25 protein-coding genes and 4 tRNA genes are annotated in these 26,923 nt (G+C 68.3%); 11 read left to right on the plus strand and 18 right to left on the minus strand.

Features of this window, described 5'->3' with window-relative positions; all coding sequences use genetic code 11:
* Positions 1 to 97: 97 nt before the first annotated feature.
* The 4 genes from B1991_RS14620 to B1991_RS14635 form a co-directional block, all read right to left on the minus strand.
* Positions 98 to 173 (minus strand) — tRNA-Thr (locus tag B1991_RS14620).
* A gap of 125 nt (positions 174 to 298) precedes the next feature.
* Positions 299 to 372, minus strand: a tRNA-Gly gene (locus B1991_RS14625).
* Between the two features lie 48 nt (positions 373 to 420).
* Positions 421 to 506 (minus strand) — tRNA-Tyr (locus B1991_RS14630).
* Positions 507 to 599: 93 nt separating this feature from the next.
* The gene (locus tag B1991_RS14635; protein WP_136259414.1) at positions 600 to 1,088 is read right to left on the minus strand and encodes an acyl-CoA thioesterase; all 489 of its coding nucleotides are present in this window, start codon (positions 1,086 to 1,088) and stop codon (positions 600 to 602) included.
* 145 nt (positions 1,089 to 1,233) lie between these two features.
* Between B1991_RS14635 and B1991_RS14640 the strand changes: the two genes are divergently transcribed.
* Positions 1,234 to 3,543: a SpoIIE family protein phosphatase gene (locus tag B1991_RS14640; protein WP_246031188.1), complete on the plus strand. Its 2,310-nt coding sequence runs from the start codon at positions 1,234 to 1,236 to the stop codon at positions 3,541 to 3,543.
* Positions 3,540 to 3,929: an STAS domain-containing protein gene (locus tag B1991_RS14645; protein WP_136259416.1), complete on the plus strand. Its 390-nt coding sequence runs from the start codon at positions 3,540 to 3,542 to the stop codon at positions 3,927 to 3,929. The genes B1991_RS14640 and B1991_RS14645 overlap by 4 nt, the downstream gene beginning before the upstream one ends.
* A gap of 11 nt (positions 3,930 to 3,940) precedes the next feature.
* On the opposite strand, the gene B1991_RS14650 is transcribed toward B1991_RS14645, so the two are convergent.
* Positions 3,941 to 4,996: a cyanophycinase gene (locus B1991_RS14650; protein WP_136259417.1), complete on the minus strand. Its 1,056-nt coding sequence runs from the start codon at positions 4,994 to 4,996 to the stop codon at positions 3,941 to 3,943.
* A gap of 131 nt (positions 4,997 to 5,127) precedes the next feature.
* On the opposite strand from B1991_RS14650, the gene B1991_RS14655 reads away from it, so the two are divergent.
* The 3 genes from B1991_RS14655 to B1991_RS14665 all read left to right on the plus strand — a co-directional run bounded on the left by B1991_RS14655 (position 5,128) and on the right by B1991_RS14665 (position 9,899).
* Positions 5,128 to 5,703, plus strand: a complete 576-nt coding sequence (locus B1991_RS14655) for an RNA polymerase sigma factor (RefSeq protein WP_136259418.1) — start codon at positions 5,128 to 5,130, stop codon at positions 5,701 to 5,703.
* Complete coding sequence (locus tag B1991_RS14660) at positions 5,693 to 6,736, plus strand: FecR family protein (RefSeq protein ID WP_136259419.1); 1,044 nt, start codon at positions 5,693 to 5,695, stop codon at positions 6,734 to 6,736. The genes B1991_RS14655 and B1991_RS14660 overlap by 11 nt, the downstream gene beginning before the upstream one ends.
* Positions 6,737 to 6,827: 91 nt before the next feature.
* The gene (locus B1991_RS14665; RefSeq protein ID WP_136259420.1) at positions 6,828 to 9,899 is read left to right on the plus strand and encodes a TonB-dependent receptor; all 3,072 of its coding nucleotides are present in this window, start codon (positions 6,828 to 6,830) and stop codon (positions 9,897 to 9,899) included.
* Between the two features lie 132 nt (positions 9,900 to 10,031).
* On the opposite strand, the gene ychF is transcribed toward B1991_RS14665, so the two are convergent.
* The 8 genes from ychF to B1991_RS14705 form a co-directional block, all read right to left on the minus strand.
* Positions 10,032 to 11,120, minus strand: a complete 1,089-nt coding sequence (gene ychF, locus B1991_RS14670) for a redox-regulated ATPase YchF (RefSeq protein WP_136259421.1) — start codon at positions 11,118 to 11,120, stop codon at positions 10,032 to 10,034.
* 114 nt (positions 11,121 to 11,234) lie between these two features.
* A complete protein-coding gene (gene pth / locus B1991_RS14675) occupies positions 11,235 to 11,819 on the minus strand; it encodes an aminoacyl-tRNA hydrolase (protein ID WP_136259422.1) in 585 nt (194 codons plus the stop codon).
* A 54-nt stretch (positions 11,820 to 11,873) separates the two neighbouring features.
* Entirely contained in the window at positions 11,874 to 12,548 is a 675-nt protein-coding gene (locus tag B1991_RS14680) for a 50S ribosomal protein L25/general stress protein Ctc (RefSeq protein WP_136259423.1), read from the minus strand.
* A 284-nt stretch (positions 12,549 to 12,832) separates the two neighbouring features.
* Positions 12,833 to 13,774: a ribose-phosphate diphosphokinase gene (locus B1991_RS14685; protein ID WP_210772145.1), complete on the minus strand. Its 942-nt coding sequence runs from the start codon at positions 13,772 to 13,774 to the stop codon at positions 12,833 to 12,835.
* A 51-nt stretch (positions 13,775 to 13,825) separates the two neighbouring features.
* Positions 13,826 to 13,902: transfer RNA gene (locus B1991_RS14690), tRNA-Gln, on the minus strand.
* 39 nt (positions 13,903 to 13,941) lie between these two features.
* Positions 13,942 to 15,321, minus strand: coding sequence for a 4-(cytidine 5'-diphospho)-2-C-methyl-D-erythritol kinase (gene ispE, locus B1991_RS14695; protein WP_136259424.1), 1,380 nt, complete (start codon positions 15,319 to 15,321; stop codon positions 13,942 to 13,944).
* 53 nt (positions 15,322 to 15,374) lie between these two features.
* A complete protein-coding gene (gene lolB, locus B1991_RS14700) occupies positions 15,375 to 15,980 on the minus strand; it encodes a lipoprotein insertase outer membrane protein LolB (protein WP_136259425.1) in 606 nt (201 codons plus the stop codon).
* A complete protein-coding gene (locus B1991_RS14705; protein WP_136259474.1) occupies positions 15,977 to 17,674 on the minus strand; it encodes a tetratricopeptide repeat protein in 1,698 nt (565 codons plus the stop codon). The genes lolB and B1991_RS14705 overlap by 4 nt, the downstream gene beginning before the upstream one ends.
* Positions 17,675 to 17,833: 159 nt before the next feature.
* Between B1991_RS14705 and hemA the strand changes: the two genes are divergently transcribed.
* Together hemA and prfA are read left to right on the plus strand one after the other, a co-directional pair.
* Complete coding sequence (hemA, locus tag B1991_RS14710) at positions 17,834 to 19,102, plus strand: glutamyl-tRNA reductase (RefSeq protein WP_136259426.1); 1,269 nt, start codon at positions 17,834 to 17,836, stop codon at positions 19,100 to 19,102.
* Between the two features lie 92 nt (positions 19,103 to 19,194).
* Positions 19,195 to 20,274, plus strand: coding sequence for a peptide chain release factor 1 (gene prfA / locus B1991_RS14715; RefSeq protein ID WP_136259427.1), 1,080 nt, complete (start codon positions 19,195 to 19,197; stop codon positions 20,272 to 20,274).
* Between the two features lie 50 nt (positions 20,275 to 20,324).
* On the opposite strand, the gene B1991_RS14720 is transcribed toward prfA, so the two are convergent.
* Genes B1991_RS14720 through B1991_RS14730 form a run of 3 tightly spaced genes read right to left on the minus strand, consistent with a single transcriptional unit; the run spans position 20,325 to position 22,338 of the window.
* Entirely contained in the window at positions 20,325 to 20,591 is a 267-nt protein-coding gene (locus tag B1991_RS14720) for an acylphosphatase (protein WP_136259428.1), read from the minus strand.
* Positions 20,591 to 21,064, minus strand: coding sequence for a TlpA family protein disulfide reductase (locus B1991_RS14725; RefSeq protein ID WP_136259429.1), 474 nt, complete (start codon positions 21,062 to 21,064; stop codon positions 20,591 to 20,593). The genes B1991_RS14720 and B1991_RS14725 overlap by 1 nt, the downstream gene beginning before the upstream one ends.
* Positions 21,061 to 22,338 (minus strand): YihY family inner membrane protein, encoded by a 1,278-nt coding sequence (locus B1991_RS14730; protein WP_136259430.1) that lies wholly within the window; start codon positions 22,336 to 22,338, stop codon positions 21,061 to 21,063. The genes B1991_RS14725 and B1991_RS14730 overlap by 4 nt, the downstream gene beginning before the upstream one ends.
* 104 nt (positions 22,339 to 22,442) lie before the next feature.
* Between B1991_RS14730 and wrbA the strand changes: the two genes are divergently transcribed.
* Positions 22,443 to 23,045: an NAD(P)H:quinone oxidoreductase gene (wrbA, locus tag B1991_RS14735; RefSeq protein WP_136259431.1), complete on the plus strand. Its 603-nt coding sequence runs from the start codon at positions 22,443 to 22,445 to the stop codon at positions 23,043 to 23,045.
* Positions 23,042 to 23,404 carry a DUF2069 domain-containing protein gene (locus B1991_RS14740; RefSeq protein WP_136259432.1) on the plus strand — a complete coding sequence of 121 codons (363 nt, stop codon included), beginning with the start codon at positions 23,042 to 23,044 and terminating at the stop codon, positions 23,402 to 23,404. Before wrbA ends, B1991_RS14740 begins: the two co-directional genes overlap by 4 nt.
* 3 nt (positions 23,405 to 23,407) lie before the next feature.
* On the opposite strand, the gene B1991_RS14745 is transcribed toward B1991_RS14740, so the two are convergent.
* Positions 23,408 to 24,103, minus strand: a complete 696-nt coding sequence (locus B1991_RS14745) for a GNAT family N-acetyltransferase (RefSeq protein ID WP_136259433.1) — start codon at positions 24,101 to 24,103, stop codon at positions 23,408 to 23,410.
* Positions 24,103 to 24,558 carry a GNAT family N-acetyltransferase gene (locus B1991_RS14750; RefSeq protein WP_136259434.1) on the minus strand — a complete coding sequence of 152 codons (456 nt, stop codon included), beginning with the start codon at positions 24,556 to 24,558 and terminating at the stop codon, positions 24,103 to 24,105. Before B1991_RS14750 ends, B1991_RS14745 begins: the two co-directional genes overlap by 1 nt.
* A 97-nt stretch (positions 24,559 to 24,655) precedes the next feature.
* Here B1991_RS14750 and B1991_RS14755 point away from each other — a divergent pair, with 97 nt between their 5' ends.
* Together B1991_RS14755 and B1991_RS14760 are read left to right on the plus strand one after the other, a co-directional pair.
* A complete protein-coding gene (locus B1991_RS14755; protein WP_136259435.1) occupies positions 24,656 to 26,296 on the plus strand; it encodes an acyl-CoA dehydrogenase family protein in 1,641 nt (546 codons plus the stop codon).
* A gap of 103 nt (positions 26,297 to 26,399) precedes the next feature.
* Positions 26,400 to 26,894 (plus strand): asparaginase domain-containing protein, encoded by a 495-nt coding sequence (locus B1991_RS14760; RefSeq protein WP_136259436.1) that lies wholly within the window; start codon positions 26,400 to 26,402, stop codon positions 26,892 to 26,894.
* The last annotated feature ends 29 nt before the right edge of the window (positions 26,895 to 26,923 follow it).

Consider the following 26,923-nt stretch of genomic DNA (forward strand, 5'->3'; position numbering starts at 1 on the left):
TCGAATTTACCCTTTGCCATGCGCGCTAAACCCCGATGGAGTCAATCAATTGTAGAAAAAAACAGCCCGTTCCGGGCTGGCCGTGAAGGCCGGAAGCTGGTGCTCATGACAGGAATCGAACCTGTGACCTCTTCCTTACCAAGGAAGTGCTCTACCGACTGAGCTACATGAGCGGAGATTTCAGCCACCTTCCGTGATGGCGAAGAACAGGCCGGCATCCTGCCGGACATTTCAAAAAAGGCGTTGACCTGCGCAGCGACTGCTTCGATCAACGGCATTTGACACTTGAGCAGCACAATGGAGCGGGAGACGGGGATCGAACCCGCATCATCAGCTTGGAAGGCTGAGGTTCTACCATTGAACTACTCCCGCCCTGCGCGGAAATCGTGCCGTACGCGCCGCTTTCGCGTCGCTTGTTGCTGGTGGAGGGAGGTGGATTCGAACCACCGAAGGCGTAAGCCAGCAGATTTACAGTCTGCCCCCGTTGGCCGCTTGGGTATCCCTCCAACAAAGAACGCGTATTGTGTGGATCGTGCCGGGAACTGTCAACACCTCATGGCACGCATATCGCATGTCGGCACGCCATCCGGCCGTGCCCGTCAGGTGCCGGCAAGGTCCTGCGGATCGACCAGTTGCTCCATCCCCCGGGACAACTCCAGCAGTTGTCTGGCCTTGGCCTGCAAGCGGCGCTCGGCCTCGCTGTGGGGCTCCCAGCGCGGTACCTGGGTGGGCTTGCCGTCCGGGCTGTCCAGCGCAACGAAGACCATCACGCAACTGGTCGCCAGGCGCTGCCCGCCCTTGCGCAAGTCGCCGGCCATCACGTCCACGGCCAGGTGCATGCTGCTGCGGCCGGTGTGGATCAGACGCGCCCGCACGGTGACGAGGTCGCCAATCAGGATCGGTGCGACGAACTGGATGCCGCTCACCGAGGCAGTGACGCAATATGCTCCGCTCCAGGCCACCGCGCAGGCATAGCCGGCCTGGTCGATCCACTTCATCGCCATGCCGCCGTGTACCTTGCCGCCGAAGTTGACATCGGTGGGCTGGGCGAGAAAGCGGAAACTGACTTCCTGCTGTTGTCCGGGCATGACGGGTCTCCGCGGCGTAATCCGGGGCGTGGATTATGCCCGATCGTGCGCGTTTCCCCGGACCAGCGCACAGTTGCCGGCTTGCGGCATACCCCGCTTCATGGCTAGATGCCAGGCAGGGAAACAGGAGGGTCGCCCATTGGCCTTGCGCAGCATCGCATCACGGACGGCGCTGTGGGTTCTGGCCGGTTCCACCCTGGTGCTGGCGGCCGTGGGTACCTTGCTGCTCACCCTCACCCGCACGCAGATCCTCGATCATACCCATCACGAAGCAGCCGCCCTGGCCGCCAGCGCAGGCAGCCAGATCCAGGCGCGGATCGGCCGCGTCGCGGCATCGGCGCGGATGCTCGCCGCGATCATCGACACTCGCCAGGGCGATGCCGAGTCGCTGCTGCGGGACACCCTCGCCGCGAACCGGGACATGGACGGGCTGGCCGCGGTGTTCCGCCCCTCGTCGGACCCCGGCAGCGTCCCCCCGTACTCGCCATTCGTGAGCCGCCGCGACGATGGCACCATGGTCAGTCGCGACCTGTCGCAGGATGCCGCCGAGCCTTACTGGAACAGCAACTGGTTTCTAGGTGGACTCGGCTGCAGCAGCGGCTGCTGGCAGCGACCGTTCTTTTCGCAGTCGCGCCACCGCCTGGTGATCAACTACTCCGTGGCGATCAGCCGCGACGGACACCCGATCGGCATCATCAACACCGACGTCACGCTCGACTGGCTGCACCGGATACTCGGCAGTCTGGACAAGCCCGAGGGCGCCTATGCCTTCGTGCTGGACAGCGACGGCGATTTCCTGGCGCACGACGACCCGGACCTGATCGGCAAACGCGGCATGCCCGTCCTGCTCGAAGCGATGGCCAGCGACCGGCCCGAGACGGTGCGCCTGGCAGCGGCGCAAAGCTCGCACATGCAGGGGCCGGTGTGGATCTATTCCGCGCCGATCGACGGCACCCATTGGCGGCTCGGCCTGGCCATACCGGAGCGCCAGATCTACGCCGGCGTGCGGCGCATCTTCCTGCTGAGCCTGGTGCTGGGCCTGCTGGCGCTGCTGGGCGTGGCCCTGATCACCCTGATGACCATCCGCCGCACGATGGCGCCGCTGGGCATACTGGCCGACCGCGCCGAGCACGTCGCGCGCGGCGAACTGGACTTCGAGCTGCCGCCGGCCCGCCGCCCCGACGAGGTGGGCCGCCTCACCCATTCCTTCGACCACATGCGCCGCGAGCTGGCCCTGCACCTGGAGGATCTCGCGCGGGTGGCCCGGGAGAAGCAGCGGCTGGCCAGCGAACTGGAGATCGCGCACCAGATCCAGATCGGCCTGCTGCCGAACGAGCACTACCTCGATGCCGTCTGCGCCCACTTCGAGCTGCACGCGGCACTGCGCCCGGCGCGGGCGGTAGGCGGCGATCTCTACAGCTACTTCATGCTCGATCCGCAGCGCTTCTTCGTGATGGTCGGCGACGTTTCCGACAAGGGCATCCCGGCCGCCCTGTTCATGGCCCAGACAATCACCCTGGCCAAGGCGCTGGCGCCGCGCGCGCAAACCCCGCGGAACCTGCTGCAGCTGCTCAACCTCGAACTTTGCCGCGGCAACGACAGCTGCATGTTCGTCACCCTGCTGTGCGGCCTGCTCGACACCGACAGCGGCAATCTGGTGCTGGCCAGCGCCGGCCACGAGCCGCCGGTCCTGTGCGGGCGCGGCGCGCCGCAATTGCTGGATTTCCCCACCGGCGCCGTGCTTGGGCTGTACGAGGACACCGACTACCCCGAACACCACCTGCGCCTGCAGCCGGGCGAAACCCTGCTGATGTACACCGACGGCATCACCGAGGCCAGCGACCAGGAACAGCGGCTGTACGGCATCGAGCGCACCGTCGCAAGCCTCACCCGGGTGCCGGCGACAGCGCCTCCCGCCGGCTACATCGAACGGCTGCTGGGCGATGTCGACCGTTTCGTGGCGGACGCCACCCAGGCCGACGACATCACCGTGCTGGCGCTCACCTGGCACGGCGAGGCGGCAGGCACGGAGCTGCGCATCGGCAGCCAGCTCCCGGACGTGTTCGATGCGCTCGACCGCTGCGAGAACCTGCTGGAGGAAGCCGCGGTGCCGGCCACCTTGCGCGGCGACATGCGGCTGGTGCTGGAGGAGCTGATGGTCAACACCGTCGAGTATGGCTATCCCGACGGTCGCCCGGGTCAGATCCGCATCCGACTGCAGCCCCGACCGGACGCCGTCGCGGTCGAACTCACCGACGACGGCATCGCCTTCGACCCGCTGCAACCCGCCACCCCCGACCTTACCGGCGACCTCGCCGACCGTGAACAGATCGGTGGCCTGGGCATCCACCTGGCGCGCACCATGACCAGCGAAATGCGTTATACACGGAGCGCAGACGGCAACCACCTGCGGCTCCGCTTCATCTACCCGAACCTCGATGGACCTTCGTCATGACGCTCAGCCTGCACCATGAATTTCCGGCGTCCAGCCGTCTCGTCGTCCACGTCGGCGGCCGCCTGGACGCGATGACCTTCGGCGAGTTCGACGAGGCCCTGCTGGAGCTGCTGCCCCGGCTCGCCGAAGGCGGCACCGTGGTGGTCGACCTGGCCGCCCTGGAATACGTCAGCAGTGCCGGGCTGCGCAGCTTCGCCAGGATCCGCAAGAGCATGCGCGCCCGCAACGGCCACACCCTGCTGCTGAACCCGCAGGCGCAGGTGCGCAAGGTGTTCGACATCGTCAAGGCGGTGCCGGTGAGCGAGGTGTTCGCCAGCACGCAGGAACTCGACGCCTATCTGGACCGCATGCAGCGGCAGATCACCGAGGGCGACGACGACGCCTGAACGGCCCGTCGTCAGCGTTGCGGACCCGCCGCGGCGACACCGCGCCGCAGGTTCAGCTTGCCGTCGCGCACGTCGGCAATCGCCTCGAATACCGGCCGCGCCACGTCGAGGCTGCGCAGGTCGATCCGGCTCTGCGTGCCGATGCCGGTCACCCGCACGTCGCGATAGTCCAGTGGCTTGCCAGCTTCGATCCGCTCCGGCTGACCCTGCGGGCGCAGCAGCCAGGCGAAGCCGTCGGTCAACGTGAACACGCGGCCGATACCGTTGCCGTCGACGGCCAGCACCGTCCCTTCATCCACGCCCAGCCCGACCACGTCCCGATGGCCTTCGTGCCGCAACCGGGCGAGGAACGCAATCAGCCGGCCCTGCCGCGCGCGGGCGTCGAAGTGGGTATCGGTGATCACCTGCTGCAGGCGCGGCATGTGCAGGAAGCCGTCGACCAGGGTGACGCCCTCGCCCAGCGGATCGGCCAGCGCTTCCTCCGAGGTGATGCTGCCGCCGTCCAGCGCGCCATAGGCATGGCCGCCGAGGATTGCCAGCCCGGCACTGCTGCCACCGATCGGCTTGCCCGCGGCGACGTGCTGGTCGAGCAGCGCGTTCAGCGGCGTGCCCTTCCAGAACCGCACGTAGTTGGCCTGGTCGCCGCCGGCGATGAAGATGCCGTCGGCCCGCCGCACGATCTCCAGCACGCGCGGATCGCTGGCCGCGGCGCGGCTGTGGAACACCAGCGTCTGCACCGAGGCCACGCCGCCGACGTCGTGGTACAGCTCCTTCTGCAGGTCGTCATCACCGGACGCACGCAGGATCAGGAAATGCCCGTGGCCACCCTTGGCCGCCAGCCACGCGAACGCCTGGTGCGGCCACTCGCCGCCGCCCATCAGCAGCAGCGCCGGCTCGGTGGCGCCGGGCCGGGTCGCCTTAAGGTCGCCGACCTGGTAGTACTCGTAGCCGTTGCGCACGGCAGCGGAATCGGCCAGCGCGTTCGCGCCGGTCAGTGCGAGGCCCAAAGCCAGCAGGCACAGGGCGGCTGGATGCAGCAGGCCGGGCAGCCGCTTGGTGGAAAACATGCGTACGATCCCCCGGGACAAGAGTGGCAGTCCGCACCGCAAGACGCGGCGCGCTTCAAGTCGGGACGAACCGGCGCGGCGTTTCCCCCATGGCTGTATTTCCATCGCGGATTGACGCTAAGGTCACCTCCGTGGACGACTCCCTCAACAGCTGGTTTGCCCGCGAGATCCTCGTCCACGAGGGCGCGCTGATGCGCTATCTGCGGCGCAGCTGGTTCCGTCGCGAGGAGGTTCACGACCTGCGCCAGGAGATCTACGTGCGCGTCTACGAAGCCGCGGCAAGGTCGCGCCCGACCCAACCCAAATCGTTCATGTTCACCACGGCGCGCCACCTGATGACCGACCGGCTGCGCCGCGAAAGGGTGGTCTCGATCGAGGCCGTGGGTGATATCGACGCGTTGAACGTCCCGGTAGACGAGGTCACGCCGGATCGTCGGCTGGACGCACACCAGGAGTTGAAACGCCTCGCCGACGCGTTCGACCGCCTGCCCGACCGCTGCCGCGAGGTGGTCTGGCTGCGCCGGGTCGAGCAGCTGTCGCAGAAGCAGGTTGCCGCCCGCATGGGCATCAGCGAGAAGACCGTGGAGAAACAGATCGCCAAGGGCGCACGACTGATCGCGCAGTACGTCCACGGCGATCGCCACACCCGCCGCCACACCCGCGCAGGCGAACAGGAAACCGCCATCGAGCTTGGTCATGACCAGTAGCAGGGAGATCGAACACATCGCCGCGAGCTGGCTGGCCCGACGCGACGGCGAGCACTGGAATGAGCGCGACCAGCGTCGGCTGGACGCGTGGCTGGATGCGTCGACGGCGCACCGGGTGGCCTTCGTGCGACTCGACGCGGCGTGGCAGCAAAGCGGCCGGCTGCAGGCGCTGGGCGCCGGCTGGCGCACCGGCGGCGTGCCGCCGCGTGGCAGCTGGGCGACGCCGCGGACAGGCGCGGCCGCGCTGGCAGCGCCGCGCCCCTCCCCCGCCTCCCGGCAGCACCGATCCCGGCCGCACGCTCGACTGCTCGCGGTCGCCGCCTCGCTGCTGGTGATCGCATCACTGGCGCTGGGCTGGCATTGGTATTACGGGGCGGTGGAACAGGCGTCCTATCGCACCGCCATCGGCGAGCTGCGCGAGGTGCCGCTGGCGGACGGCTCGGTGGCCACGCTCAGCAGCGACAGCCGCATCCGCGTCACCTGGTCGCGTCGCGAACGCCACGTGGACCTCGAACAGGGCGAGGCGTTCTTCAGCGTGGCCAAGGACCGTGCGCGCCCGTTCGTGGTCAGCGCCGACGCCCGCCGGGTGATCGCCGTCGGCACCCGCTTCGCGGTGCGCCGTGACGCGACGGATCTGCGCGTGGTGGTTACCCAGGGCCTGGTGCGGCTGGAATCCGACAGTCGCCCCGACGGACCGCACCAGGCCACCACCTTGCTGCCGGCCGGCAGCGTGGCCATCGCCAGCGACGGCGGCGTGGTGGTGCATTCGGGCACTGTGCAGCAGGCGCAGGAGTACCTGAGCTGGCGCGACGGTTTCGTCAACTTCCACGACACCCCGCTGGCCACTGCCGTGGCCGAGTTCAACCGTTACAACCAGCGCAAGATCGTGATCGCCGATGCGCGGGTCGGCGCCATGCGCGTGGGCGGCCACTTTCGCTGGTCCAACACCGATGCCTTCGTGCGGCTGTTGACGCGCGGCTTCCCGATCAAGGCCAGCCCGCACGGGGACACCATCGTATTGAGTCCGCGCTGAGCGAAGCGGGCCGTGGGGGGATTTTCCGCGCCCGCTCGTCATGGCAGATACGCGGCGCGCATCGTGCGCGCCTGCCCGGGGAGAACTGCTCATGACTCGTTCGCTACGCGGCGCGCTGTTGATCCTTGCTTGCTCGGCATCGGCCATCGCTGCCGCACAGGCACCGGCGGTGCGGCCGGTCGACATCCCCGCCGGCGACCTGGTCGCCGCGCTGGACACGCTGGCCCGCCAGTCCGGCGCGCAGTTCATCTACCAGGCCGACCAGCTGCGCGGCCTGCGCACCGCCGGCGTGCGCGGCACGCTGTCGACCGACGAGGCGCTGCGACGCCTGCTGGTCGGCACCGGCTTCACCATGCAGCACGACGAGTCCGGCGCCGTGGTGATCGTCAAGGCAGCCCGGCAGGCACCGCCACCTGCGGCGGCGCCTGCCAGCAGCGGCAGCGCCGAACCGGACCCGCAACAGGCCACCCGACTGGACGAGGTGCAGGTCACCGGCTCGCGCATTCCGCGGGTGCAGGTCGAGGGTCCGGCGCCGGTCACCGTGGTCACCGCGCAGGAGATCAAGGCCGCCGGCTTCGCCAGCGTGCCCGACGTGATGCGCGCGATCACCCAGAACAGCGGCGAGACGCAGAGCCAGCAGTCCTCCAGCGGCGCCGATTTCTCGCCAGGCGCGGAGGAAGTCGACCTGCGCGGCCTCGGCCCCAACCACACCCTGGTGCTGGTCAACGGCCGGCGCATCGCCGACTTCCCGCTGCCATTCAAGGGTCGCAGCAACTTCACCGACATTTCCAACATCCCGATCGGCATGATCGACCGCATCGAGGTGCTCACCGGCAGCGCCTCGGCGGTGTACGGCTCGGATGCGATCTCCGGCGTGGTGAACTTCATCCTGAAGGACCACGCCGACGGCACCACCATCGACCTGCGCTACGGCGACACCACCCGCGGCGGCGGCGCATCGACCAAGCTGAACTTCTCCACCGGCTTCTCGCAGGGCGACTTCAACCTGGTGTTCGGCGCCGAGCTGATCGACCAGAAGCCGCTGTGGGCCTACGACCGCAAGATCCAGGACTCCACCGCCGACGCCCCCACCGAACGCTCGCAGGTGCCGCGACGCACCTTCCTCAATGGCGACTGGAACGACGACTACATCGACCCGGGCCAGGCCACCTGCGACGCGCTGGGCTATCTCAATGGCGGCACCACGGTGTACGCGAACCGGCCCCGCTACGGCAATTTCTGCGGCAGCGCCGAGTCGATCGGCTACGGCACCATCCTCAGCCAGCGCCGCGGCATCAACACCTACACCTCGGCCAACCTGAAGATCAATGACAGCATGAGCTGGTTCGGCGACATGCAGCTGGGCTGGAGCAAGGTCGAGCTGTTCCGCGACGTCGAGCAGTGGAACTACCAGGCGCCCGACGGCAACGAGGACGGCTACTTCTACAACGCGCACAGCGGCGGCATCGAGAACTGGTATCGCCAGTTCACGCCCGAGGAAATGGGCGGCCTCGGCCGCGGCATGATCGAGAACACGCAGAAGACCTTCAGCCTCACCACCGGCGTCAAGGGCACGTTCGGCCAGGCCTGGGATTACGAGGCCTCGCTCAGCCACTCGCAGTACAAGGCCACGATCAGCTGGCCGCAGACCGTCGCTGCGAAAGCGAACGACCTCTACCTCGGCCCGCAGCTCGGCGTGGATCCCGACAGCGGCCTGCCGATCTTCGACGCCGATCCGATCCGCCTCTATACGCCGCTGACCCGCGCCGAATACGACGCAATCACCGCGCGCACCAACTACCACCCCGAGTCGCGCAGCGACACGCTGGCGTTCACCCTGACCAACACCGCCCTGTTCAACCTGCCCGCCGGTCCGGCCGGCTTCGCCGGCGTGGTCGAGTTCGGCAACCAGGCCTACGACCTCAATCCCGATCCGCTGGCCACGCAGTACTACTACTACAGCTGGAAGGATTCCGACGGCCACGGCAGCCGCAACCGCTGGGCCACTGCCGGCGAGCTGCGCCTGCCGCTGCTGGAGTCGCTCAACCTCAGCCTGGCCGGCCGCTACGACCAGTACCGATTTTCCGGCCACAAGACCGGCAAGCTGACCTACAGCACCGGGCTGGAATGGCGCCCGCTCGACACCCTGCTGTTGCGCGGTTCGTACGGCACCGCGTTCCGCGCGCCGGACCTGCACTACGTCTACGCCGGCATCGGCAATGACGAAACCTCAGGCAACGACTATTACCGCTGCCGCACCGAGGAGCCGGACGTCGACATCACCGATTGCGACTATTCCGACGAGGGCCTGATCCGCACCCGCCAGGGCAACCGCGACCTCGACTCCGAGACCAGCACCTCATGGACCGGCGGTTTCGTGTGGTCGCCGACGCCGAACCTGGACCTGTCGGTGGACTACTTCAACATCCGCATGAAGAACCAGGTGCAGGACCTGAGCACCGATCGCATCCTGCAGCTGGAGGCCAGTTGCCGCATCGGCAGCGACGCCAGCGGCAACCCGGTCGACGCGAATTCGCCCAGTTGCCTCGACGCGATCTCGCGGGTCAACCGCTATCCGGCCGACAGCGCGGTGGACCCCGGCGGCCTGTACGGCATCTACGTCAACCCGATCAACGTGGCCAACGAGCGCACCAGCGGCATCGACGCCAGCGCGCACTACAAGCTGGAGACCGCGATCGGCACGTTCCGCCTCGCCGGCAACTACACCTGGACGCGCAACCACCTGTTCCAGCAATACCCCGGCGACCCGACCCTGGACGAGCTGGCGGTCAACAGCGGCTTCGACATCCCGCGCGAGAAGACCAGCGCCAGCGTGTCGTGGGAGCGCAAGGCCTGGTCGGCCACCCTGTTCGGCACCCGCCTCGGGCGGCTGCCGAACTCCGATTCGTACGACCAGATCGTCGACACCGAGGCCGGCGAACCGGCCTGGGTACACGCCACCTATCGCTACAACGCCACGCTGCAATACAAGTTCAGCGACCACGCGCAGCTGTCGCTGGCGGTGGACAACCTGTTCGACAAGATGCCGCCACGCGACCCCAGCTACACGGCGTACCCGTACTACGACATCTCGTGGTTCGACGCGGCCGGTCGCAGCTACTACGTGCAGTTCACCTACAAGTTCGGCGGCAGCGCGCTCTAACGGGTGTTGCAGGAGCGCGCCCTGTCCACAAGGTGCGCTTCCGCAGACGTAGGGCGGGCACCGCCCGCCGGCTCTTCAATATCCACGAACAGGAGCGGCGGGCAGTGCCCGCCCTACGCCCGAACGCGACCGTCAGACGTTGAACAGGAAGTGCAGCACGTCGCCGTCCTTGACGATGTAATCCTTGCCTTCCTTGCGCAGCCGGCCGGCGGCGGCGGCGCCGGCTTCACCCTTGTACTGGATGAAGTCGTCGTAGGAGACGGTCTCGGCGCGGATGAAGCCCTTCTCGAAATCGCTGTGGATCACGCCCGCAGCCTGTGGCCCGGTGGCGCCTCGCTTCACCTGCCAGGCGCGCACTTCCTTCACGCCGGCGGTGAAGTAGGTCTGCAGATCGAGCAGCTTGTAGCCGGCACGGATCACCCGGTTCAGGCCCGGCTCGTCCAGGCCCATGTCCTTGAGGAACTCGTCGCGGTCGGCCTCGTCCAGCTGCGCCAGCTCTTCCTCGATCGCCGCACACACCGGCACCACCTCGGCACCCTCGCCTGCCGCACGCTCGCGCACCGCGTCCAGCAGCGGGTTGTTCTCGAAGCCGTCGTCGGCCACGTTGGCGATGTACATCAGCGGCTTCAGGGTGAGCAGGAACAGGTCGCGCACCAGCGCCTTCTCCTCCTCGTCCAGGCCCAGGCTGCGCGCGGACTTGCCTTCGTTGAGGCCGGCAGCCAGCTTCTGCAGCACCGGCTTCTTCGCCAGCGCTTCCTTGTCGTTCGCCTTGGCCGCGCGCTCGGCGCGGTTCAGCGCCTTGTCCACCGATTCCAGGTCGGCCAGCGCCAGCTCGGTGTCGATGGTCTCGATGTCGGCGATGGGGTCGACCTTGCCGGCGACGTGGATCACGTCACCCTCGAAACAGCGCACCACGTGGGCGATCGCGTCGACCTCGCGGATGTGCGCCAGGAACTTGTTGCCCAGCCCCTCGCCCTTCGACGCGCCGGCGACCAGCCCGGCGATGTCGACGAACTCCACCGCGGTCGGAATCACCTTCTGCGGATTGACGATTGCCGCCAGTGCATTCAGCCGCGGGTCCGGCACCGGCACCACGCCCACATTCGGCTCGATCGTGCAGAACGGAAAATTCGCCGCTGCGATGCCCGCCTTGGTCAGCGCGTTGAACAGGGTGGACTTGCCGACATTGGGCAGTCCGACGATGCCGCATTTGATGCCCATGGATAACTCCGAGATAGGTGCTGTTCCGGGCGCCATCCCCGCGAAAGCGGGAATCCATCGGGCGTTTGCGTGCCCGCAGCAAATGGGTTCCCGCTTTCGCGGGAACGACGGCCGCTATATTCCAGACGCTGTGTGTAGCTCTTGCATCGCCTTGTCGAACTGGCCGTCCACCGCCAGCGGCAGCACGTCCAGCGCGCGTGCTATGCCGTCGAGGATCGCGTCCTCGTCCGTGGCCGAGGGCCGGCCCAGCACCCACGGGGTGACCTGGTCGCGGTGGCCGGGGTGGCCGATGCCCACGCGCAGGCGATGGAACTTGCCGTGGCCGAGGTGGCCCATGATGTCGCGCAGGCCGTTCTGGCCGCCGTGGCCGCCGTCGAACTTCAGGCGCACGGTGCCGGGGGGCAGATCCAGGTCGTCATGCGCGACCAGGCACTGCTCCGGCTCGATCTTGTAGTAGCGCAGCGCCGAAACCACGGCGATGCCGCTCTTGTTCATGAAGGTGGCGGGCTTGAGCAGCCACACCGGTTCGCCGCCGAGGCGCACGCGGCAGCTCTCGCCATGCAGCTTGCCGTCGAAGGCGAAGCGTTCGCCCTGACCGCCGGCGAGGGCGTCCACCAGCCAGAACCCGGCGTTGTGCCGGGTTCTGAGGTATTCGGTGCCGGGATTGCCCAGCCCGACGATGAGTCGCAAACCAGCCATGCGGACAAGCAGCCCTGACGGCCTGCGCTCCGAACGAGCGCAGGCCGGCGCGGCTTACTTCTTGTCGTCCTTCTTGGCCGGTGCCGGAGCCGCGGCGGGAGCGGCGGCAGGAGCGGCTTCGCCCTCGGCCGGCGTCGCCTCGGCTTCTTCCTGCACGGTGTTGGCCGTGACCACGGCAGTGTCATGGCCTTCACCGCCATGCGCCGCGACCAGCTCCACGCCCTTGGGCAGCTTCAGCTGCGACAGGTGGATGATGTCGCCGGGCTTGAGCTCGCCCAGGTCCAGCTCGATCGACGCCGGCAGATCCTTCGGCAGGCAGGTGATTTCCACTTCGATCAGGTTGTGCGAGATCACCACGCCGGAGGTCTTGGCGGCCGGCGACTTCTCCTTGTTGAGGAAGTGCAACGGCACGCTGACGCGGATCGCTTCCTTCTCGTTGATGCGCAGGAAATCCATGTGCATCATCAACTGCTTGAACGGGTGCTTCTGCCAGTCGCGCACCAGCACCTTCTGCACCTTGCCGTCGACGTTGAGGTCGAGGATCGAGGAGAAGAACCACTCGTTCTTGGCGGCGAGCAGGATGGTGTTGTGCTCGATCTGGATGCTTTCCGGCGGCTGGCTGCCACCGTAGACGACGGCCGGCACGAAGCTCGCGCGACGCAGGCGGCGGCTCGCACCTTTCCCCTCGTCCTTGCGGCTCTGCGCCTTGATTTCATGAGTCTGGGTCATTTCATTTGCTCTTGGTTGGTGTTTGCCGCCTCGCGGCGGCCAAGTGACTTCCCCGCGACCAGGGAAGACGTTACTTCACGTGGCATCCGTGCCGCGAAAAGCCGAACATCAAAACCGCCCATCCCGGGCGGACTCTTCAATTTTTTCACGCGACATCCGTGCCGCGAAAAGCCGAACATCAAAACCGCCCATCCGGGGCGGACTCTTCAATTTCTTCCGCGCGGCATCCATGCCGCGAAAAACAAAGATCAAGACCACCCATCCCTGGGTGGACTTTTCAAATTTCAATCCACGTACAGCGAGCTCACCGACTCGCCGAAGGCGATGCGGCGGATGGTTTCGGCCAGCAGTTCGGCGACCGAGAGCTGGCGGATCTTGCTGCAGGCCTGGACTTCGGGGCGCAGCGGCAAGGTGTTGGTGACGACCAGCCGGTCGAGCTGGGAGCCTTCGATGTTGCTGATCGCCGCGCCGGACAGCACCGGGTGCACGCAGTAGGCGACCACCTTGCGGGCACCGCGCTCCTTGAGGGCGGCAGCAGCCGCGCACAGGGTGCCGGCGGTGTCGACGATGTCGTCGACCATCACGCAGGTCTTGCCTTCCACGTCGCCGATGATGTTCATCACGGTGGAAACGTTGGCCCGCGGACGGCGCTTGTCGATGATCGCCAGCTCGGCATCGTCCAGCCGCTTGGCGATCGCCCGCGCGCGCACCACGCCGCCCACGTCGGGGCTGACCACGATCAGGTCTTCCATGCTGTAGCTGCGCCAGATGTCGGCCAGCAGCACCGGCGAGGCGTATACGTTGTCGACCGGGATGTCGAAGAAGCCCTGGATCTGGTCGGCGTGAAGATCCACCGTCAGCACCCGATCCACGCCCGCGGCGCCGATCATGCGGGCGGCCAGCTTGGCGGTGATCGGCACCCGCGCGGAGCGCGGCCGGCGATCCTGCCGGGCATAGCCGAAGTACGGGATCACTGCGGTGACGCTGGCGGCCGAGGCGCGCTTGAGTGCGTCGGTGAGCGCCAGCAGCTCGAACAGGTTCACCGCGCTGGGCGCGCCGGTCGGCTGGATCACGAACACTTCCTGCCGACGCACGTTCTCCTCGATCTCGATCTGCACCTCGCCGTCGCTGAACGTGCCGACCAGCGCCTTGCCCAGCGGCACACCCAGGCGGTGGGCGACATCCTCGGCCAACGCGCGATGCGCATTGCCGGTGAACAGCATCATCGGAGTGGACGTGTCCACAAGTGCTACCTCGATACTCGGCCAACAGTGAAGTGGCTGGGGCGGCAGGATTCGAACCTGCGAATGCGGGAATCAAAATCCCGTGCCTTAACCAGCTTGGCGACGCCCCAGTGTTTGGTGTTTTCGGTCGTGCCTTTGCCTGAAATCCGTCAACTGGCGCGTTGCCGCGCCAACGCCTGATGCAGCGGCGAAACATCCATCCCGCCCGCCACGTGTACCCTGAATGCCGCCGGGCAACGCTCGGCCACCGCATGCGCCCGCGCGAGCGAACGCAGCTCCAGGAACACGCAGCCGCCGCTGCCCGAAAGCCGGGCCTTGCCGAAGCCGCCCAGCCATTCCAGCGCCTCGACCACCCGTGGATAGCGCGCCCGCACGACCGGTTCGAAGGCGTTCTCGACCGTTTCGCCCGAAACAAAGGATGAAATTGTCGCCCGCGGCGCATTTCGTGTCAATTCAGGCGCTTGAAAGAGCGCCGCGGTGGGCACCTGCTCGCGCGGATCGAGTACCACGTAATGTCGCCGCGGCAGCTGGATCGGGCTGAGCCGCTCGCCGACGCCCTCGGCCCAGGCCGAGCGCCCGCGTACGAACACCGGCACGTCGGCGCCGAGCCGGCCGCCCAGCTTTGCCAGGCCGTCCTCGTCCAGATTCAGCTGCCACAGATGGTTGAGTGCCACCAGCACGGTGGCCGCATCGGAACTGCCGCCACCGAGGCCGCCGCCCATCGGGATGTGCTTGTCGACGGCGATGTCCGCACCCAGCGCACAACCCGCATGCTGCTGCAGCAACCGCGCCGCGCGCACGACCAGGTCGTCCGCCTCGGCCACCCCCTGCGCGCCGTGCAGCCGCCGTATCTCGCCATCGTCGCGCACCCGCAGGCGCACTTCGTCGCCCCAGTCCAGCAGGCGGAATACGGTCTGCAGCTCGTGGTAGCCGTCGGCTCGGCGACCAGTGATGCTCAGGAACAGGTTCAACTTGGCCGGCGCGGGCCACGCCGTCCATTCACCGCGCACCGGTGCGGCCAGCGGGCGGCTCATGAACACGCGCAGGTCGTCAGGGAAACCGTGCTCGCGATCGCGCTGACGGGCGTGGGCGAACGCCGGGGCGTTCTTGTCGACCACCGCGAAGCCATGCCGGGCATAGAACGGCGCGTTCCATGGCACGTCGGCCAGGGTGCCCAGATCCACCCGGCGATAGCCCGCCTCCCGCGCCCAGGCGCAGGCGTGTTCGAGCAGGGCCGCACCGATGCCGCGGCGGCCATGCTCGGGCAGCACGTCGATCTCGGCGACGCCGATCGCGCCGTCGCCCGGCTCCTCATCCAGCCAGATGAAGCCGAGCGGATCGCCCGCCTCATCCAGCGCCACCCAGACCAGACCGCGCTCGATCCCCTGCCGCAGCAATTCGACCGGCATCGACACCGCCGCATAGGCCGGCCACGCCGGATGGCCGCGAAACAGCTGCAAGGCCTTGCGCTCGATCGCGCACAGGGCGGCGGCATGGCCCGGCTGGGCGCGGTCGATGTGGACGTTCATGATGGGGATGCGCACCGTCGGCAGGGCGCAAAGCCTAACCCAAGCGGCGGCGCTTACCGAAACTGCCAGGATTCGATCGACAGCCGCACCTTGTAGGGTGGCCTGGCCGCATAGACCTTGGTCGGCAGCGGTGGATCGCGAGCTTCGTCCCAGGCGCGGTAGTCGACCGACCAGCCATCCTGCTGCAGCAGCGACGGCAACCGGTTCGCGCCGAAGCGGATTTCCGCCTTGCCGCCATCGGCGCGCAGGCCCAGCACCCACGCGCGCAGCTCGCGCAGCGGCACCTCCCAGCCCAGCGCCTTGCGCATCAGCGCTTCCGCATCGGCGCCACGCAGCGGCCCGCCATCGAGCCCCTCGAGCAAGGCATCGTGCGCATCGCCGCTGAGCCGAAAACTCTTGCCGGTCACCGGGGCGCGCAGCACGAACTCATAACGCTCGCCGTCCTGGGTCCAGCTGAAACTGCCGCTGCCGCCGTCACGGCCGTCCGATACGCCCAGCCGGCCCTGCAGCGACCAGTGCTCGGCGCCGGACAATGTGTGTTCGCGCTCGCGTTGGGCGGCGAGCAGGCCGGCATCGCCCTGCATGCGTACTGCCGGCGCGCAGGCGGTCAGCAGCAACGGCAGCAGCAATGCGGCGCCGTACCAGGTGATCGGCTTCAAGGATGCGCTCCAGCCGGCAACAGGCGCTTCAAGGCATCGCGCAGGGTGAGGCTGTGCGGATCGAGCTTGCGCACCTCGTCGAACACTTTCTGCGCATCGTGGTGACGGCCCTGCTTCCACAACACCTCGGCCAGGTGCACGCCGACGTCAGCGTCCTTGCGCGCCAGCCAGGCGCCGCGCAGCGTCTGCTCGGCCTGCTCCAGATGGCCGAGGCGATACTGCAGCCAGCCCCAGGAATCGGCGATGGCCGGGTCGTCGGGCTTGGCCGCGCGCGCGACCTGCAGCAGCTTCTCTGCCTCGACCAGGTCGCGGTTGGCGTCGGCCAGGGTATAGCCCAGTGCGTTGCTGGCGTCGACGTCACCGGGCTTGATCTTCAACAGATGCTGGAAGTCCTTCACCGCCAGGTCGATCTGGCCAGCCTGGGCATAGGCCAGGCCACGGCCATAGAGCAGGCCGGGGTCGTCCGGCACCACCTGCAGGGCCCGGCTGAACGCGGCCTCCGCCTTCGCGTAGTCCTGTTCGCGCAGGTACAGCTCGGCCTCGGCCTGCAAGGCCTGGCGCAGTTGCTCGGGCTGTTCGAGGTAATCGATCTCCAGCTGGGCCAGCAACTGGTGGGCCTGCTCGCGTTTGCCCTGCGTGTGCAGGATCAGCGCGCTGCGCACCGCAGCCTCGAATGCATGCGGATCGTCCTCGTCCACCTGGTCGTACCAGGCCAGCGCCTCGGCGTCGCGATGCTGCATCTCGGCCAGCTGGCCCAGCAGGTAACTGCTCTGCGCGCGCACCTCGGGCGAGGCCTGCTGCAATTGGCGATACAGGGTAGCCAGCGCCTTGGCGTCCTCGTGGCGAGCGGCCAGCCCCGCGCGCAAGGCGTAGGTGTCGGCATCCTGCGTACCGTGCGCGAGCAGCTGGCTGGCGGCCGCGTCGTCGCCCGACGCGCTGAGCATGCCGGCATAGGCCAGGCGCAGGCGCGTGTTCGACGGGGCCTGGTCGAGTGCCTTGCGCAGCAGCGCCTTCGCGCCGTCGTGGTCGCCGTCCTTGAATTTCATCTGCGCGGCCCAGGCGTAGGTCTCGGCGTCGTGGAAGCGCTTCACCGCCGCCGCGGCGATCTCCCGCGCATAGGCCTTGCGGCCCAGCTTGTCGCCCAGCTCGCTCATCGCCAGCCACGCCTTGGGGTCGGCCGGCAGGCGCGCGGGCACGGCCAGCGCTTCCAGCAGGCGGGCCGCCTGCGCCTGGTCGCGCGCGCCCAGCAGCACGCGGCCGAACTGCCGCCAGGCGTCCTTGTCGCCGCTGGCGATCAGGCGTTCCAGTTGCCGTTTCGCCTCGGCCGCATTGCCTTGGTCGAGTGCCAGCTCGGCGCGCGCGCGCGCGATCGGCGCGGGCTTGGCGCCCAAGGCCTGCCAGCGGTCCAGCGCGCGACCCGCGGCCTCGTCGCGATGCACGGCGATGGCCAGCTCCGCCGCCCGCTCGGCCACCGCGGGGTCGCTGCTGAGCGCCATTGCCTTGTCGTAGTGCGCGGAGGCCGCGACCAGATCGGTACGGCCCAGCGCCATTTCGCCGGCCATCAACTGGGCCACCAGGTCGTGATCGGCGTCCGGCGTAGCCACCGTCAGCCGCTCCATCGGTTGCGGTGTCGGCGCGGCCTGCGGACGCAGCGGCGCCGTGGTGCAGGCGCCCAGCGCGAGCGCCAATGCGATCAGTGCCGTAAAATGCCGCAGTTGCTTGAACTTGCTCGACCCGCTCCGCACACTGTTCTCCGTCAAACGACCCGCCGCAGCCGTATCCGTGATGATCGGCACCCGCGCCAAGCTTAGCCTACGCCGCCAGACTCCTGCCGCCGAGATGCCTGCCGTCCCATGCCACTGATCGCCCTCGGGCTCAATCACCTCACCGCGCCGGTCAGCCTGCGCGAGCAGGTGGCGTTCGATGAGGACGCCGCCGGCGCGGCCCTGCGCGAACTGGCCCGCGAGCCGGGCATCGAGGAAGCGATGATCCTGTCCACCTGCAACCGTACCGAGCTGTACGTGGGCGTGGCCGAAGGTGCGCAGGACATCCCGCAGGCGTGGTTGAACCGTCACCATCATCTGACCCCCGGCAAACTCGATGAGTTCCTTTATCGGCACGAGGAACGCGACGCCGTGCGCCACGTGTTCCGGGTCGCCACCGGGCTGGATTCGATGGTGCTGGGCGAGCCGCAGATCCTGGGCCAGGTGAAGGACGCCTACCAGCAGGCGCGTCTGGCGCATGCGCTGAAGGCGCCGATGGATCGCCTGCTGCAACACACCTTCGCGGTGGCCAAGCGGGTACGCACCGACACCCGCATCGGCGCGCACACGGTGTCGGTGGCGTTCACCGCGGTGCGCCTGGCCGAGCAGGTGTTCACCGACCTGAAGCAGGCATGCGTGCTGCTGATCGGCGCCGGCGACACCATCGAGCTGGCCGCACGCCACCTGGCCGAGCACCGCGCCCGCCGCCTGATCGTGGCCAACCGCACGCTGGAGACGGCGCAGGACCTGGCCGGCCGCTACGGGGGTTATGCGGTGGCGCTGGCCGACCTGCCGCAGCATCTGGCCGAGGCGGACATCGTGATCTCCTCCACCGCGGCGCGACAGCCGGTCGTCACCCGCGCGATGGTCGAGCAGGCAATGGCAAGCCGCCGGCGCAAGCCGATGTTCATGGTCGACATCGCGGTGCCGCGCGACATCGAGGAATCCGTGGCCGAGCTGCCGGACGTCTATCTCTACGGCATCGACGACCTGCGCCAGGTGATCGACGACAACCGCCGCTCGCGCGAAACGGCCGCCCGCGAGGCGGACGCCATCATCGACCTGCAGGTCGACCGCTACATGGCCTGGCGCCGCGCGTTGACGACGAAGAACCCCGCGCTGGACATGCGCCAGCACGCCGAGACCTACCGCGACGAAGTGCTGGGCAAGGCGCGCGCGATGCTCGCCCACGGCAAGCCGCCCGAGGAGGCGCTGGCCTTCCTCGCCAACACGCTGACCAACAAGCTGCTGCACCACCCCAGCGCACGCCTGCGCGAAGCGGCACTGAGCGGCGACCTCGACCTGCTGCATGCCGCGGGGCGGCTGTACGGGCTGGACGAGCAGGACGGGGATCTGTAGCAGCGCACCTTGTGCGCGAATGCTTTTCGCCGGATCCCAGACAGCCATCGCGCACAAGATGCGCTCCTACACAGAAGCGAACACCGCCACGCATGACCCCCTCGATCCGCCGCAAGCTCGAAGCGCTCGCCGAGCGTCACCAGGAAATCGGCCTGCTGCTGTCACAGCCCGAGGTGCTGGCCGACAACACCCGCTTCCGCGAGCTGTCGCAGGAATACGCCCAGCTGGAACCCGTCGCCGGTTCGCTGCGCGAGCACGAGCGTGCCGAGCATGAACTGGCCGAATCGCGCGCGATGCTGGACGACCCCGAACTGCGCGAGATGGCGGTCGACGACGTGGCGCGGCTGGAGCGGCGTCTGCAGGATCTCGATGGCGAGCTGCAACTGTTGCTGCTGCCGAAAGACCCGCGCGACGAGGCCAACCTGTATCTTGAAGTGCGCGCCGGCACCGGCGGCGACGAGGCGGCGATCTTCGCCGGCGACCTGCTGCGCATGTATCTGCGCTATGCCGAAAGCCGCCGCTGGCACGTGGAGATCCTCAGCGAACACGAAGGCGAACACGGTGGCTACAAGGAGGTCGTGGCGCGCATCGAGGGCAAGGGCGCGTATTCGCAACTGAAGTTCGAATCCGGCACGCACCGCGTGCAACGCGTGCCGGAAACCGAATCGCAGGGACGCATCCACACCTCGGCCGCGACGGTGGCGATCCTGCCCGAGCTGGACGACATCGACGACATCGAGATCAACCCGGCCGACCTGAAAGTGGACACCTTCCGCGCCTCCGGCGCCGGCGGCCAGCACGTCAACAAGACCGACTCGGCGATCCGCATCACCCACCTGCCGACCGGCACCGTGGTGGAGTGCCAGGACGAACGCAGCCAGCACAAGAACCGCGCCCGCGCGATGAGCCTGCTGAAGGCGCGCCTGCTCGACGAGGCACAGGGCAAGCAGGCCGCCGCGCAGGCACAGGAACGGCGCCTGCAGGTGGGCTCCGGCGACCGCAGCCAGCGCATCCGCACCTACAACTATCCGCAAGGCCGGATCACCGACCACCGCATCAACCTCACCCTGTACCGCCTGCCCGAGGTCATGCAGGGCGACCTGGGCGAGCTGATCGATACGCTGACCCGCGAACACCAGGCCGATCAGTTGCAGGCGCTCAGCGGCGCCTGAGTCCTTCGGCCGGGACTCGGGATTCGGAAAACAAAAATCGCCCGGGCAGGCTAGGCGGTGCGGAAGCCGCGCAGCACCTGGTCGGGCAGATCCTCGCGGGCGACGGCCGTGACGCGGGCAGCCGGCGGGCCTTGCTGCAGCCACTGCGCCAGCGCTTCCAGCGCGTCGTCGCTCCCACCAGCAAGCACCTCGACGCGGCCGTCATCCAGGTTCCTCGCGTAACCGGCGACGCCCAGCACCAGCGCCTGTTCGCGGGTGCTGGCGCGAAAGAACACGCCCTGCACCCGACCCTCGACGAGAAACCGTGCCGTCGGCATCAGTCGGCCCCGATCCACTGCTTGAGCAAGGCCTCCGTCACCGGCCCCAGCTTCTGCTGCGCCACCCTGCCCTGCGGGTCGATCAGGTAGGTCATCGGAAGGCCGCGCGGTGCGTCGAAATCCTTCAACGGCTTGTCCACCGTGACCTGGGCGATCGGATAGACCACCGGGTGTTTGGCCAGGAACGCCTTGATGTCGGCCGGCTCGCTGTCCTCGTAGGCCAGTCCGATCGCGCGCACGTTCTTGTGCGCGGCGACGAAGCGCGAGATGTCCGGCATCTCCTTGATGCACGGCACGCACCAGGTCGCCCAGTAGTTGACGATGACCCAATGCCCGCGCTGCGCGGCCAGGTCGAAGCTCTTGCCGTCGAGCGTGCCGACCTTGAGCGTCGGCTGCTCCGGCATCGCGGCATGCAGCGGGGCGACGAAGGCCAGCGCCAGGGCGACGGCGGCGAAGCGATTCAACAACATCATGCGGGGAGTTCCTCGGTATCGGCGGCGGGGTCCGCAGCCGGGGGATAGATCTGATCGAGCCGGGTGCCCAGCTTCGAGTGCAACGCGGCGGCCACCTCGTCGAGCAGCACCAACAGTTCCGTCGGCAGCACCACGTTCATCGCCGCGGCTTCCTCGCGCGGTTGCAGCGGCAGTCGGTGATGAGTGCAACGATACAGCCGCAGCAGGTCGGTGCTGTCCAGGCTGCGGCTGAGCAGCCAGCCGCCCGCCTCGCCGCGCTGGATCAGGTCGGCGTCCTGCAGGTCGTCGAAATAGCCGGCGATCGCGCCCGCGCTGAGGCCCGGCGCGCACAGCCGCACCTCGGCCACGTCCACGCTTGCACCCTTGCGCTGCGCGTCGACGAACAGCCCCAGCACCACCAGCAAGCCGAGGAACTCGGCGCCCGCCGGCAGGGTCTCGGCGGGCGGGACGTACTCGTAGGCGGAGATCGACGCCGCCACCGAGGCGGCCAGGATCACGATCACCCACGACAGGTAGATCCACAGCAGGAAAATCGGAATCGTCGCCAGCACGCCGTAGATCTGCTGGTAGGTCTGCGCATGCCCCACGAACTGGCCGAAGCCCCAGCGCGCGATCTCGAACAGCACCGCACCCAGCAGCGCACCGATCGCCGCGTCGCGACGCGATACGCGGGTGTTGGGAATCACCGCATACATCAGCCACAGCGTGCAGAACGTCACCAGGAACGGCAGCGTCGCCAGCAGGCTGGCGCCGATCGTGTGGATCTGGCCCGCCGCCACGCTGAGCAACGGCATCGCGGTGACGTACGAGGTGGTGGCGATGCCGCCGCCGACCAGGATCGGCCCCAGTGTCAGCGCCGCCCAGTACAGCAGCAGGCGCGAACTCCAGCGGCGCGCCTGGTGCACGCGCCAGATGCGGTTGAGCCGGTCCTCGATGCTGATCATCATCGACAGCGCACTGAACAGCATCACCAGGATGCTGACGCCGGTGAGGCCCTTGGCGTTGTCGGCGAAACTCTGCAGCGCCGCCTGCACCTTCTCGCCGGCGGTCGGTACGAAGTTGTTGAAGACGAAACTGATCAGCGTGTCGCGCGCGCCGGCAAACACCGGAAACACCGCGAACATCGCCAGCACCGCCACCGTCAGCGGCACCAGCGACACCAGCGTGGTGTAGGACAGCGCGCCGGCCGTCTCGAAGCACTTGTCGTCGATGAAGCGCTGCCACACGAAGCGGCGGAAATAGCGCATGCGATCAGGATCGAAGCGGCGGTCCATCGGTATCCTCGGGCGGCCGTGGCAACATGCCGGGCCAATCGTCGTCGTGTCGGCCGGTACACTAGCCCATTGCCCGTGAATGCCTCAACGCGTGGATCCGCCGCATGACCCGAGAAATCCTGGTGCTGTACTACAGCCGCAACGGCAACACCGCCCAACTGGCGCGCCTGATCGCCCGCGGCATCGAGGAGGTGCCCGGCATGGGCGCACGCCTGCGCCAGGTGCCGCCGGTGGCGCCGGTGACCGAAGTGGCGCAGCCGCCCGAACCCGCCGATGGCGCGCCCTACGTCGACAAGCAGGACCTCGTCGATTGCGTGGGCCTGGCGATGGGCAGCCCCACCCGCTTCGGCAACATGGCCGCGCCGATGAAGCACTTCCTCGACACCACCGGCGCCGAATGGGCCAGCGGCGCGCTGGAAGGCAAGCCGGCGGCATTGTTCACCTCCACCGGCACCATGCACGGCGGCCAGGAATCCACCCTGCTCAGCATGGCCATCCCGCTGCTGCATCACGGCATGCTGCTGGTCGGCATTCCGTTCACCGAAGCCGCGCTCAGCATGACCCGCACCGGCGGCACCCCCTACGGCGCCAGCCACGTCGCCGGCGCCAAGGCCGACCAGCCGATCAGCGAGCAGGAACGCGAACTCGCCCGCGCGCTGGGCCGGCGCCTCGCCGACGTGGCACGCCGACTGGCGGAGCAGGCATGAACCCTCCGACCACCACGGCGATCGCGCCCGTCTACCGCCTCGGCCTGCTCGCCTGGGCGTTGCTGGTGCTGCTGCAACTGGCCTGGCACGGCTGGCTGGTCCCTGCCCGCACGATGCCGGTGTGGCTGGTGCTCGGCGTCACCGTGGTGCCCCTGCTGCTGCCGTTGTTCGCGATCCGCAACGTGCGTCGCGCCCTGCTCTGGGTCGGCATCCTCAGCCTGTTCTATTTCTGCCACGGCGTGACCGAGGCGTGGAGCGCGCCGGGAGAGCGCGTGCTGGCATGGGTAGAGATCGTGTTGACGGTGGGCCTGATCGCCGTGCTGGGCGCCGGCGTCAAACGGCGCCTCGCGCCGCACTGAGCGTCACGTGCGCCGGATCACCCGCACCACCGATTCGCGGTAGTCGACGAAGCCCATGCGCCGATACAACGCGCGGGCTCCTTCGTTGGCGCGCATCACGTGCAGGAACGGCATTTCACCGCGCAGCAGCTGGCGCCGGATCAGCTTGGCGGTGAGCCGGCGGGCCAGTCCGCGGCCCTGTGCATCGGGATGGGTGCAGATGCCGCTCACCTCGCGCCAGCCACCGGCGAAGGCGCGCTCGCCGGCCATGGCGATCAATCGCGTGCCGTCGAACAGGCCGAAGTAATCGCCCAGCTCCAGCGTGCGCGGGCCGAACGGGCCGGGCTTGGTCAACACCGCCAGTGCCATCGCCTGCTCCGCATGCCGCGGCTCCAGCGGCAACGCCTCCGGCGCATCGTCCCGCGCCGGCAGTTCGCCCGCCCAGCGCATCTTGAACATGGTCGATTCCAGTTCGATGCTCCAACCGACCGGAGCCGGCCCCGACCAGCCATCGGTATAGAACGATTCGCCCGACGCGCAGAACGGCAGCAGTTCGCCGAACGCCGGCTCCGCCGGATCGGCAAAACCGAGGATCGGCGAAAACCCCGGCGCGAACCGCCGCGCACCGCCCGCACCCTGGGCAAAACCCGCCTGCGGGCCGCTCAGCGCATGCCAGAAGATGTTGTCGAGAAGGGCCGGCACCGGCGGCTGCGCGGCCATCACAAATCGCGACTCATGAACACGCTGTACGGATCGGCGACGTAATCCGCAAACGGCTCGCAGTGGACGAAACCGAAGCCGGCATACAGGCGATGGGCGGGCGCGAACGCCGCGGCTGATCCGGTTTCCAGACAGAGTCGACGGCAGCCCCGCCGCCGCGCCTCGTCGATGATGTGCCGCAGCAGTGCCGCGGCGACGCCCTTGCGCAGATGGCGCGCAGCGGTGCGCATCGACTTGACCTCCGCCTGCTGCGCATCGAGCTGCTTCAGCGCACCGCAACCCAGCAGTTCGCCATCCTGCCACGCCGTCCAGAAGCTGACTTCCGGCCGGCGCAAGGCGTCGATGTCGAGCGCGTGGATGCTCTCCGGCGGCGAGTGCAGCGCCACGCCCTGCAGGTGCTCGCGCAGCAGATCGATGACGGCAGGCGCGGTGAGATCGTCGGGCCGGATGTCCATGCGCGCGGATGGTAGCGCAGCCACGCCCGCGACCGAGATTGCGACCTGGTCGCTGCGCCTATACTCGAATTCCCCGCTTCGCCTTGCCGAGAATGCCATGGCCTTTCTGCAGGAAGCCCCGCAACTCGCCCACCCCTATCGCGGTGACCGCCTGCTGCTGGCGCTGCTCGATCGCGTGCTTCCCGCCGAACGGCGCGCCGCACTCGATGCCGACCTCGACGCCTTGGGCGATTACGCACTGATGGCGTGGCAACGCACCTGCACCACCACGCGGCGCAAGCCGGTGCTGACGCGCTGGGGTGCCTGGGGCCAGCGCGTCGACCGCATCGAGCTGACCACGGCGTGGCAGGAAGGTCCGCGGCTGACCACCGCACATGCGGTGCTCGCCGCCGGCCACGCGGACAGCGAGCATGCGCGGCTGGAGGAATTCGCCCGCGTCTACCTGTACCACCTGGCCAGCGAGTTCTACACCTGCCCGCTGGCGATGACCGACGGCGCCGCCACCGCGATCAAGGCCTCGGGCAACCGCGAGTTGATCGCACGCGTGCTGCCGCATTTCCTCAGCCGCGACCCGGCCACCTTCTGGCTCAGCGGCCAGTGGATGACGGAGACCATCGGCGGCTCCGACGTGGGCAACACCGAGACGATCGCACGGCAGGATGCGAATGGCCAATGGCGCCTGTACGGGCGCAAGTGGTTCAGCTCGGCAGTGGTCGGCGAGGCGGCGCTGGCGCTGGCGCGCCCGGAAGGCGCCGGCGGCGGTACCGGCGCGCTGGCGCTGTTCTACGTCGAGACGATGGACGGCGAGCGGCGCAAGAGCGAACTGGTCATCGACCGGCTCAAGGACAAGCTGGGCACGCAGGAACTGCCCACCGCGGAAATCCATCTCGACGGCCTGCCCGCCTGGCCGCTGGGCGAACTGGCCCACGGCGTGCGCCAGGTGGCGCCGATGCTCAACGTCACGCGCAGCTGGAACGCGATCTGCGCGGTGGCCAGCATGGCGCGGGCGATCAGCCTGGCGCGGGATTTCGCCGCCCGCCGGCAGGCGTTTGGCCGCCCCTTGATCGAGCAGCCGCTGCACGCGCAGACGCTGGCCAACATGCAGGCGGATTTCGAGGCCGCGTTCGCACTGGCATTCGAAGTCGCCCATCTGCTTGGCCGCGCGGAACACGGTGCTGCCAGCGCGGAGGAAGCCGCCGTGCTGCGCCTGCTCACGCCGCTGGCCAAGCTGTGGACAGGCAAGCTGGCGGTGAAGATCTGCTCGGAAACGCTGGAATGTTTCGGCGGCGCCGGCTACATCGAGGACACTGGCTTGCCGCAACTGCTGCGCGACGCGCAGGTCTACGCGATCTGGGAAGGCACCACGAATGTCCTTTCGCTGGACAGCCTGCGCGCACTGGCCGGCGACAGCCTCGGCGCGTTGCGCCACGCCATCGGCCGCTGGCTGGACGGCAACGACGACATGCACGCGGCCAGCGCGATCCGGCAGACGCTGGATGCGGCGGCGCGCTGGCTAGACCAGCACGCGGCAACGCGTGACACGCTGGAGGCCGGCGCGCGCGGCCTGGCCTTCACCCTGGCACGTTGCGCCGCCGCCGCGCTGCTGGCGCGGCAGGCGAGCTGGTCGAGCCAGCGCGGCGACCCGCGCCCCGCCGCGGCACTGCACCGCTTCGTCGGCCGCGGCCTCGACCGGCTGGTGACGCCCGATGCCGGCAACACCGCGTCGCTGCTGAGCTAACGCGTAGGGCGGGCACTGTCCGCCCTGCGCCCGGTGCGCTCCTACAGGCACGCGGCATCTACGCGGGCTAAAATGCCGCGATCCCCTCCATGGCCCCTCCGACATGCAGCACCTGACCATCGTCACCACCGGCGGCACCATCGACAAGGTCTATTTCGACGACAAGTCGGATTACAAGATCGGCTCGCCGCAGATCGGCGAGATCCTGGGCCATCTCGGCGTGGCGTTCGAGTTCGACGTGATCCCGATCCTGCGCAAGGACAGCCTGCACATCACCGACGAGGATCGCGCGCTGATCCGCTCCACCATCGAGGCGCAACCGCACCGCCACGTGCTGGTCACCCACGGCACCGACACCATGGTGGAAACCGCGCGCGAGCTGGCGCAGGTCAAGGGCAAGGTGATCGTGCTCACCGGCGCGCTGAATCCGGCACGGTTCCAGGGCTCCGACGCGGTGTTCAACGTCGGGTGCGCGGTGGCCGCCGTGCAGACCCTGCCGGACGGCGTCTACATCACCATGAACGGCCGCGTGTGGGACCCGGCCAAGGTGCGCAAGAACCGCGCGGAAAACCGCTTCGAGGAAGCGAAGCCGTCCTGACCGGCCCCCGCCCCGTTCGCCCCCCCTGC

The sequence above is a fragment of the Rhodanobacter lindaniclasticus genome (genome assembly GCF_004799035.1).
Taxonomy (GTDB): Bacteria; Pseudomonadota; Gammaproteobacteria; order Xanthomonadales; family Rhodanobacteraceae; genus Rhodanobacter; species Rhodanobacter lindaniclasticus.

What these genes read in the sequence shown, in the direction of transcription:
- B1991_RS14635 (WP_136259414.1), bottom strand. Translation starts at nt 1,088, where the DNA reads ATGCCCGGACAACAGCAGGAAGTCAGTTTCCGCTTTCTCGCCCAGCCC.
- B1991_RS14645 (WP_136259416.1), top strand. Translation starts at nt 3,540, where the DNA reads ATGACGCTCAGCCTGCACCATGAATTTCCGGCGTCCAGCCGTCTCGTC.
- B1991_RS14650 (WP_136259417.1), bottom strand. Translation starts at nt 4,996, where the DNA reads ATGTTTTCCACCAAGCGGCTGCCCGGCCTGCTGCATCCAGCCGCCCTG.
- B1991_RS14660 (WP_136259419.1), top strand. Translation starts at nt 5,693, where the DNA reads ATGACCAGTAGCAGGGAGATCGAACACATCGCCGCGAGCTGGCTGGCC.
- B1991_RS14665 (WP_136259420.1), top strand. Translation starts at nt 6,828, where the DNA reads ATGACTCGTTCGCTACGCGGCGCGCTGTTGATCCTTGCTTGCTCGGCA.
- ychF (WP_136259421.1), bottom strand. Translation starts at nt 11,120, where the DNA reads ATGGGCATCAAATGCGGCATCGTCGGACTGCCCAATGTCGGCAAGTCC.
- pth (WP_136259422.1), bottom strand. Translation starts at nt 11,819, where the DNA reads ATGGCTGGTTTGCGACTCATCGTCGGGCTGGGCAATCCCGGCACCGAA.
- B1991_RS14680 (WP_136259423.1), bottom strand. Translation starts at nt 12,548, where the DNA reads ATGACCCAGACTCATGAAATCAAGGCGCAGAGCCGCAAGGACGAGGGG.
- B1991_RS14685 (WP_210772145.1), bottom strand. Translation starts at nt 13,774, where the DNA reads ATGATGCTGTTCACCGGCAATGCGCATCGCGCGTTGGCCGAGGATGTC.
- ispE (WP_136259424.1), bottom strand. Translation starts at nt 15,321, where the DNA reads ATGAACGTCCACATCGACCGCGCCCAGCCGGGCCATGCCGCCGCCCTG.
- hemA (WP_136259426.1), top strand. Translation starts at nt 17,834, where the DNA reads ATGCCACTGATCGCCCTCGGGCTCAATCACCTCACCGCGCCGGTCAGC.
- prfA (WP_136259427.1), top strand. Translation starts at nt 19,195, where the DNA reads ATGACCCCCTCGATCCGCCGCAAGCTCGAAGCGCTCGCCGAGCGTCAC.
- B1991_RS14720 (WP_136259428.1), bottom strand. Translation starts at nt 20,591, where the DNA reads ATGCCGACGGCACGGTTTCTCGTCGAGGGTCGGGTGCAGGGCGTGTTC.
- B1991_RS14725 (WP_136259429.1), bottom strand. Translation starts at nt 21,064, where the DNA reads ATGATGTTGTTGAATCGCTTCGCCGCCGTCGCCCTGGCGCTGGCCTTC.
- B1991_RS14730 (WP_136259430.1), bottom strand. Translation starts at nt 22,338, where the DNA reads ATGGACCGCCGCTTCGATCCTGATCGCATGCGCTATTTCCGCCGCTTC.
- wrbA (WP_136259431.1), top strand. Translation starts at nt 22,443, where the DNA reads ATGACCCGAGAAATCCTGGTGCTGTACTACAGCCGCAACGGCAACACC.
- B1991_RS14740 (WP_136259432.1), top strand. Translation starts at nt 23,042, where the DNA reads ATGAACCCTCCGACCACCACGGCGATCGCGCCCGTCTACCGCCTCGGC.
- B1991_RS14745 (WP_136259433.1), bottom strand. Translation starts at nt 24,103, where the DNA reads ATGGCCGCGCAGCCGCCGGTGCCGGCCCTTCTCGACAACATCTTCTGG.
- B1991_RS14750 (WP_136259434.1), bottom strand. Translation starts at nt 24,558, where the DNA reads ATGGACATCCGGCCCGACGATCTCACCGCGCCTGCCGTCATCGATCTG.
- B1991_RS14755 (WP_136259435.1), top strand. Translation starts at nt 24,656, where the DNA reads ATGGCCTTTCTGCAGGAAGCCCCGCAACTCGCCCACCCCTATCGCGGT.
- B1991_RS14760 (WP_136259436.1), top strand. Translation starts at nt 26,400, where the DNA reads ATGCAGCACCTGACCATCGTCACCACCGGCGGCACCATCGACAAGGTC.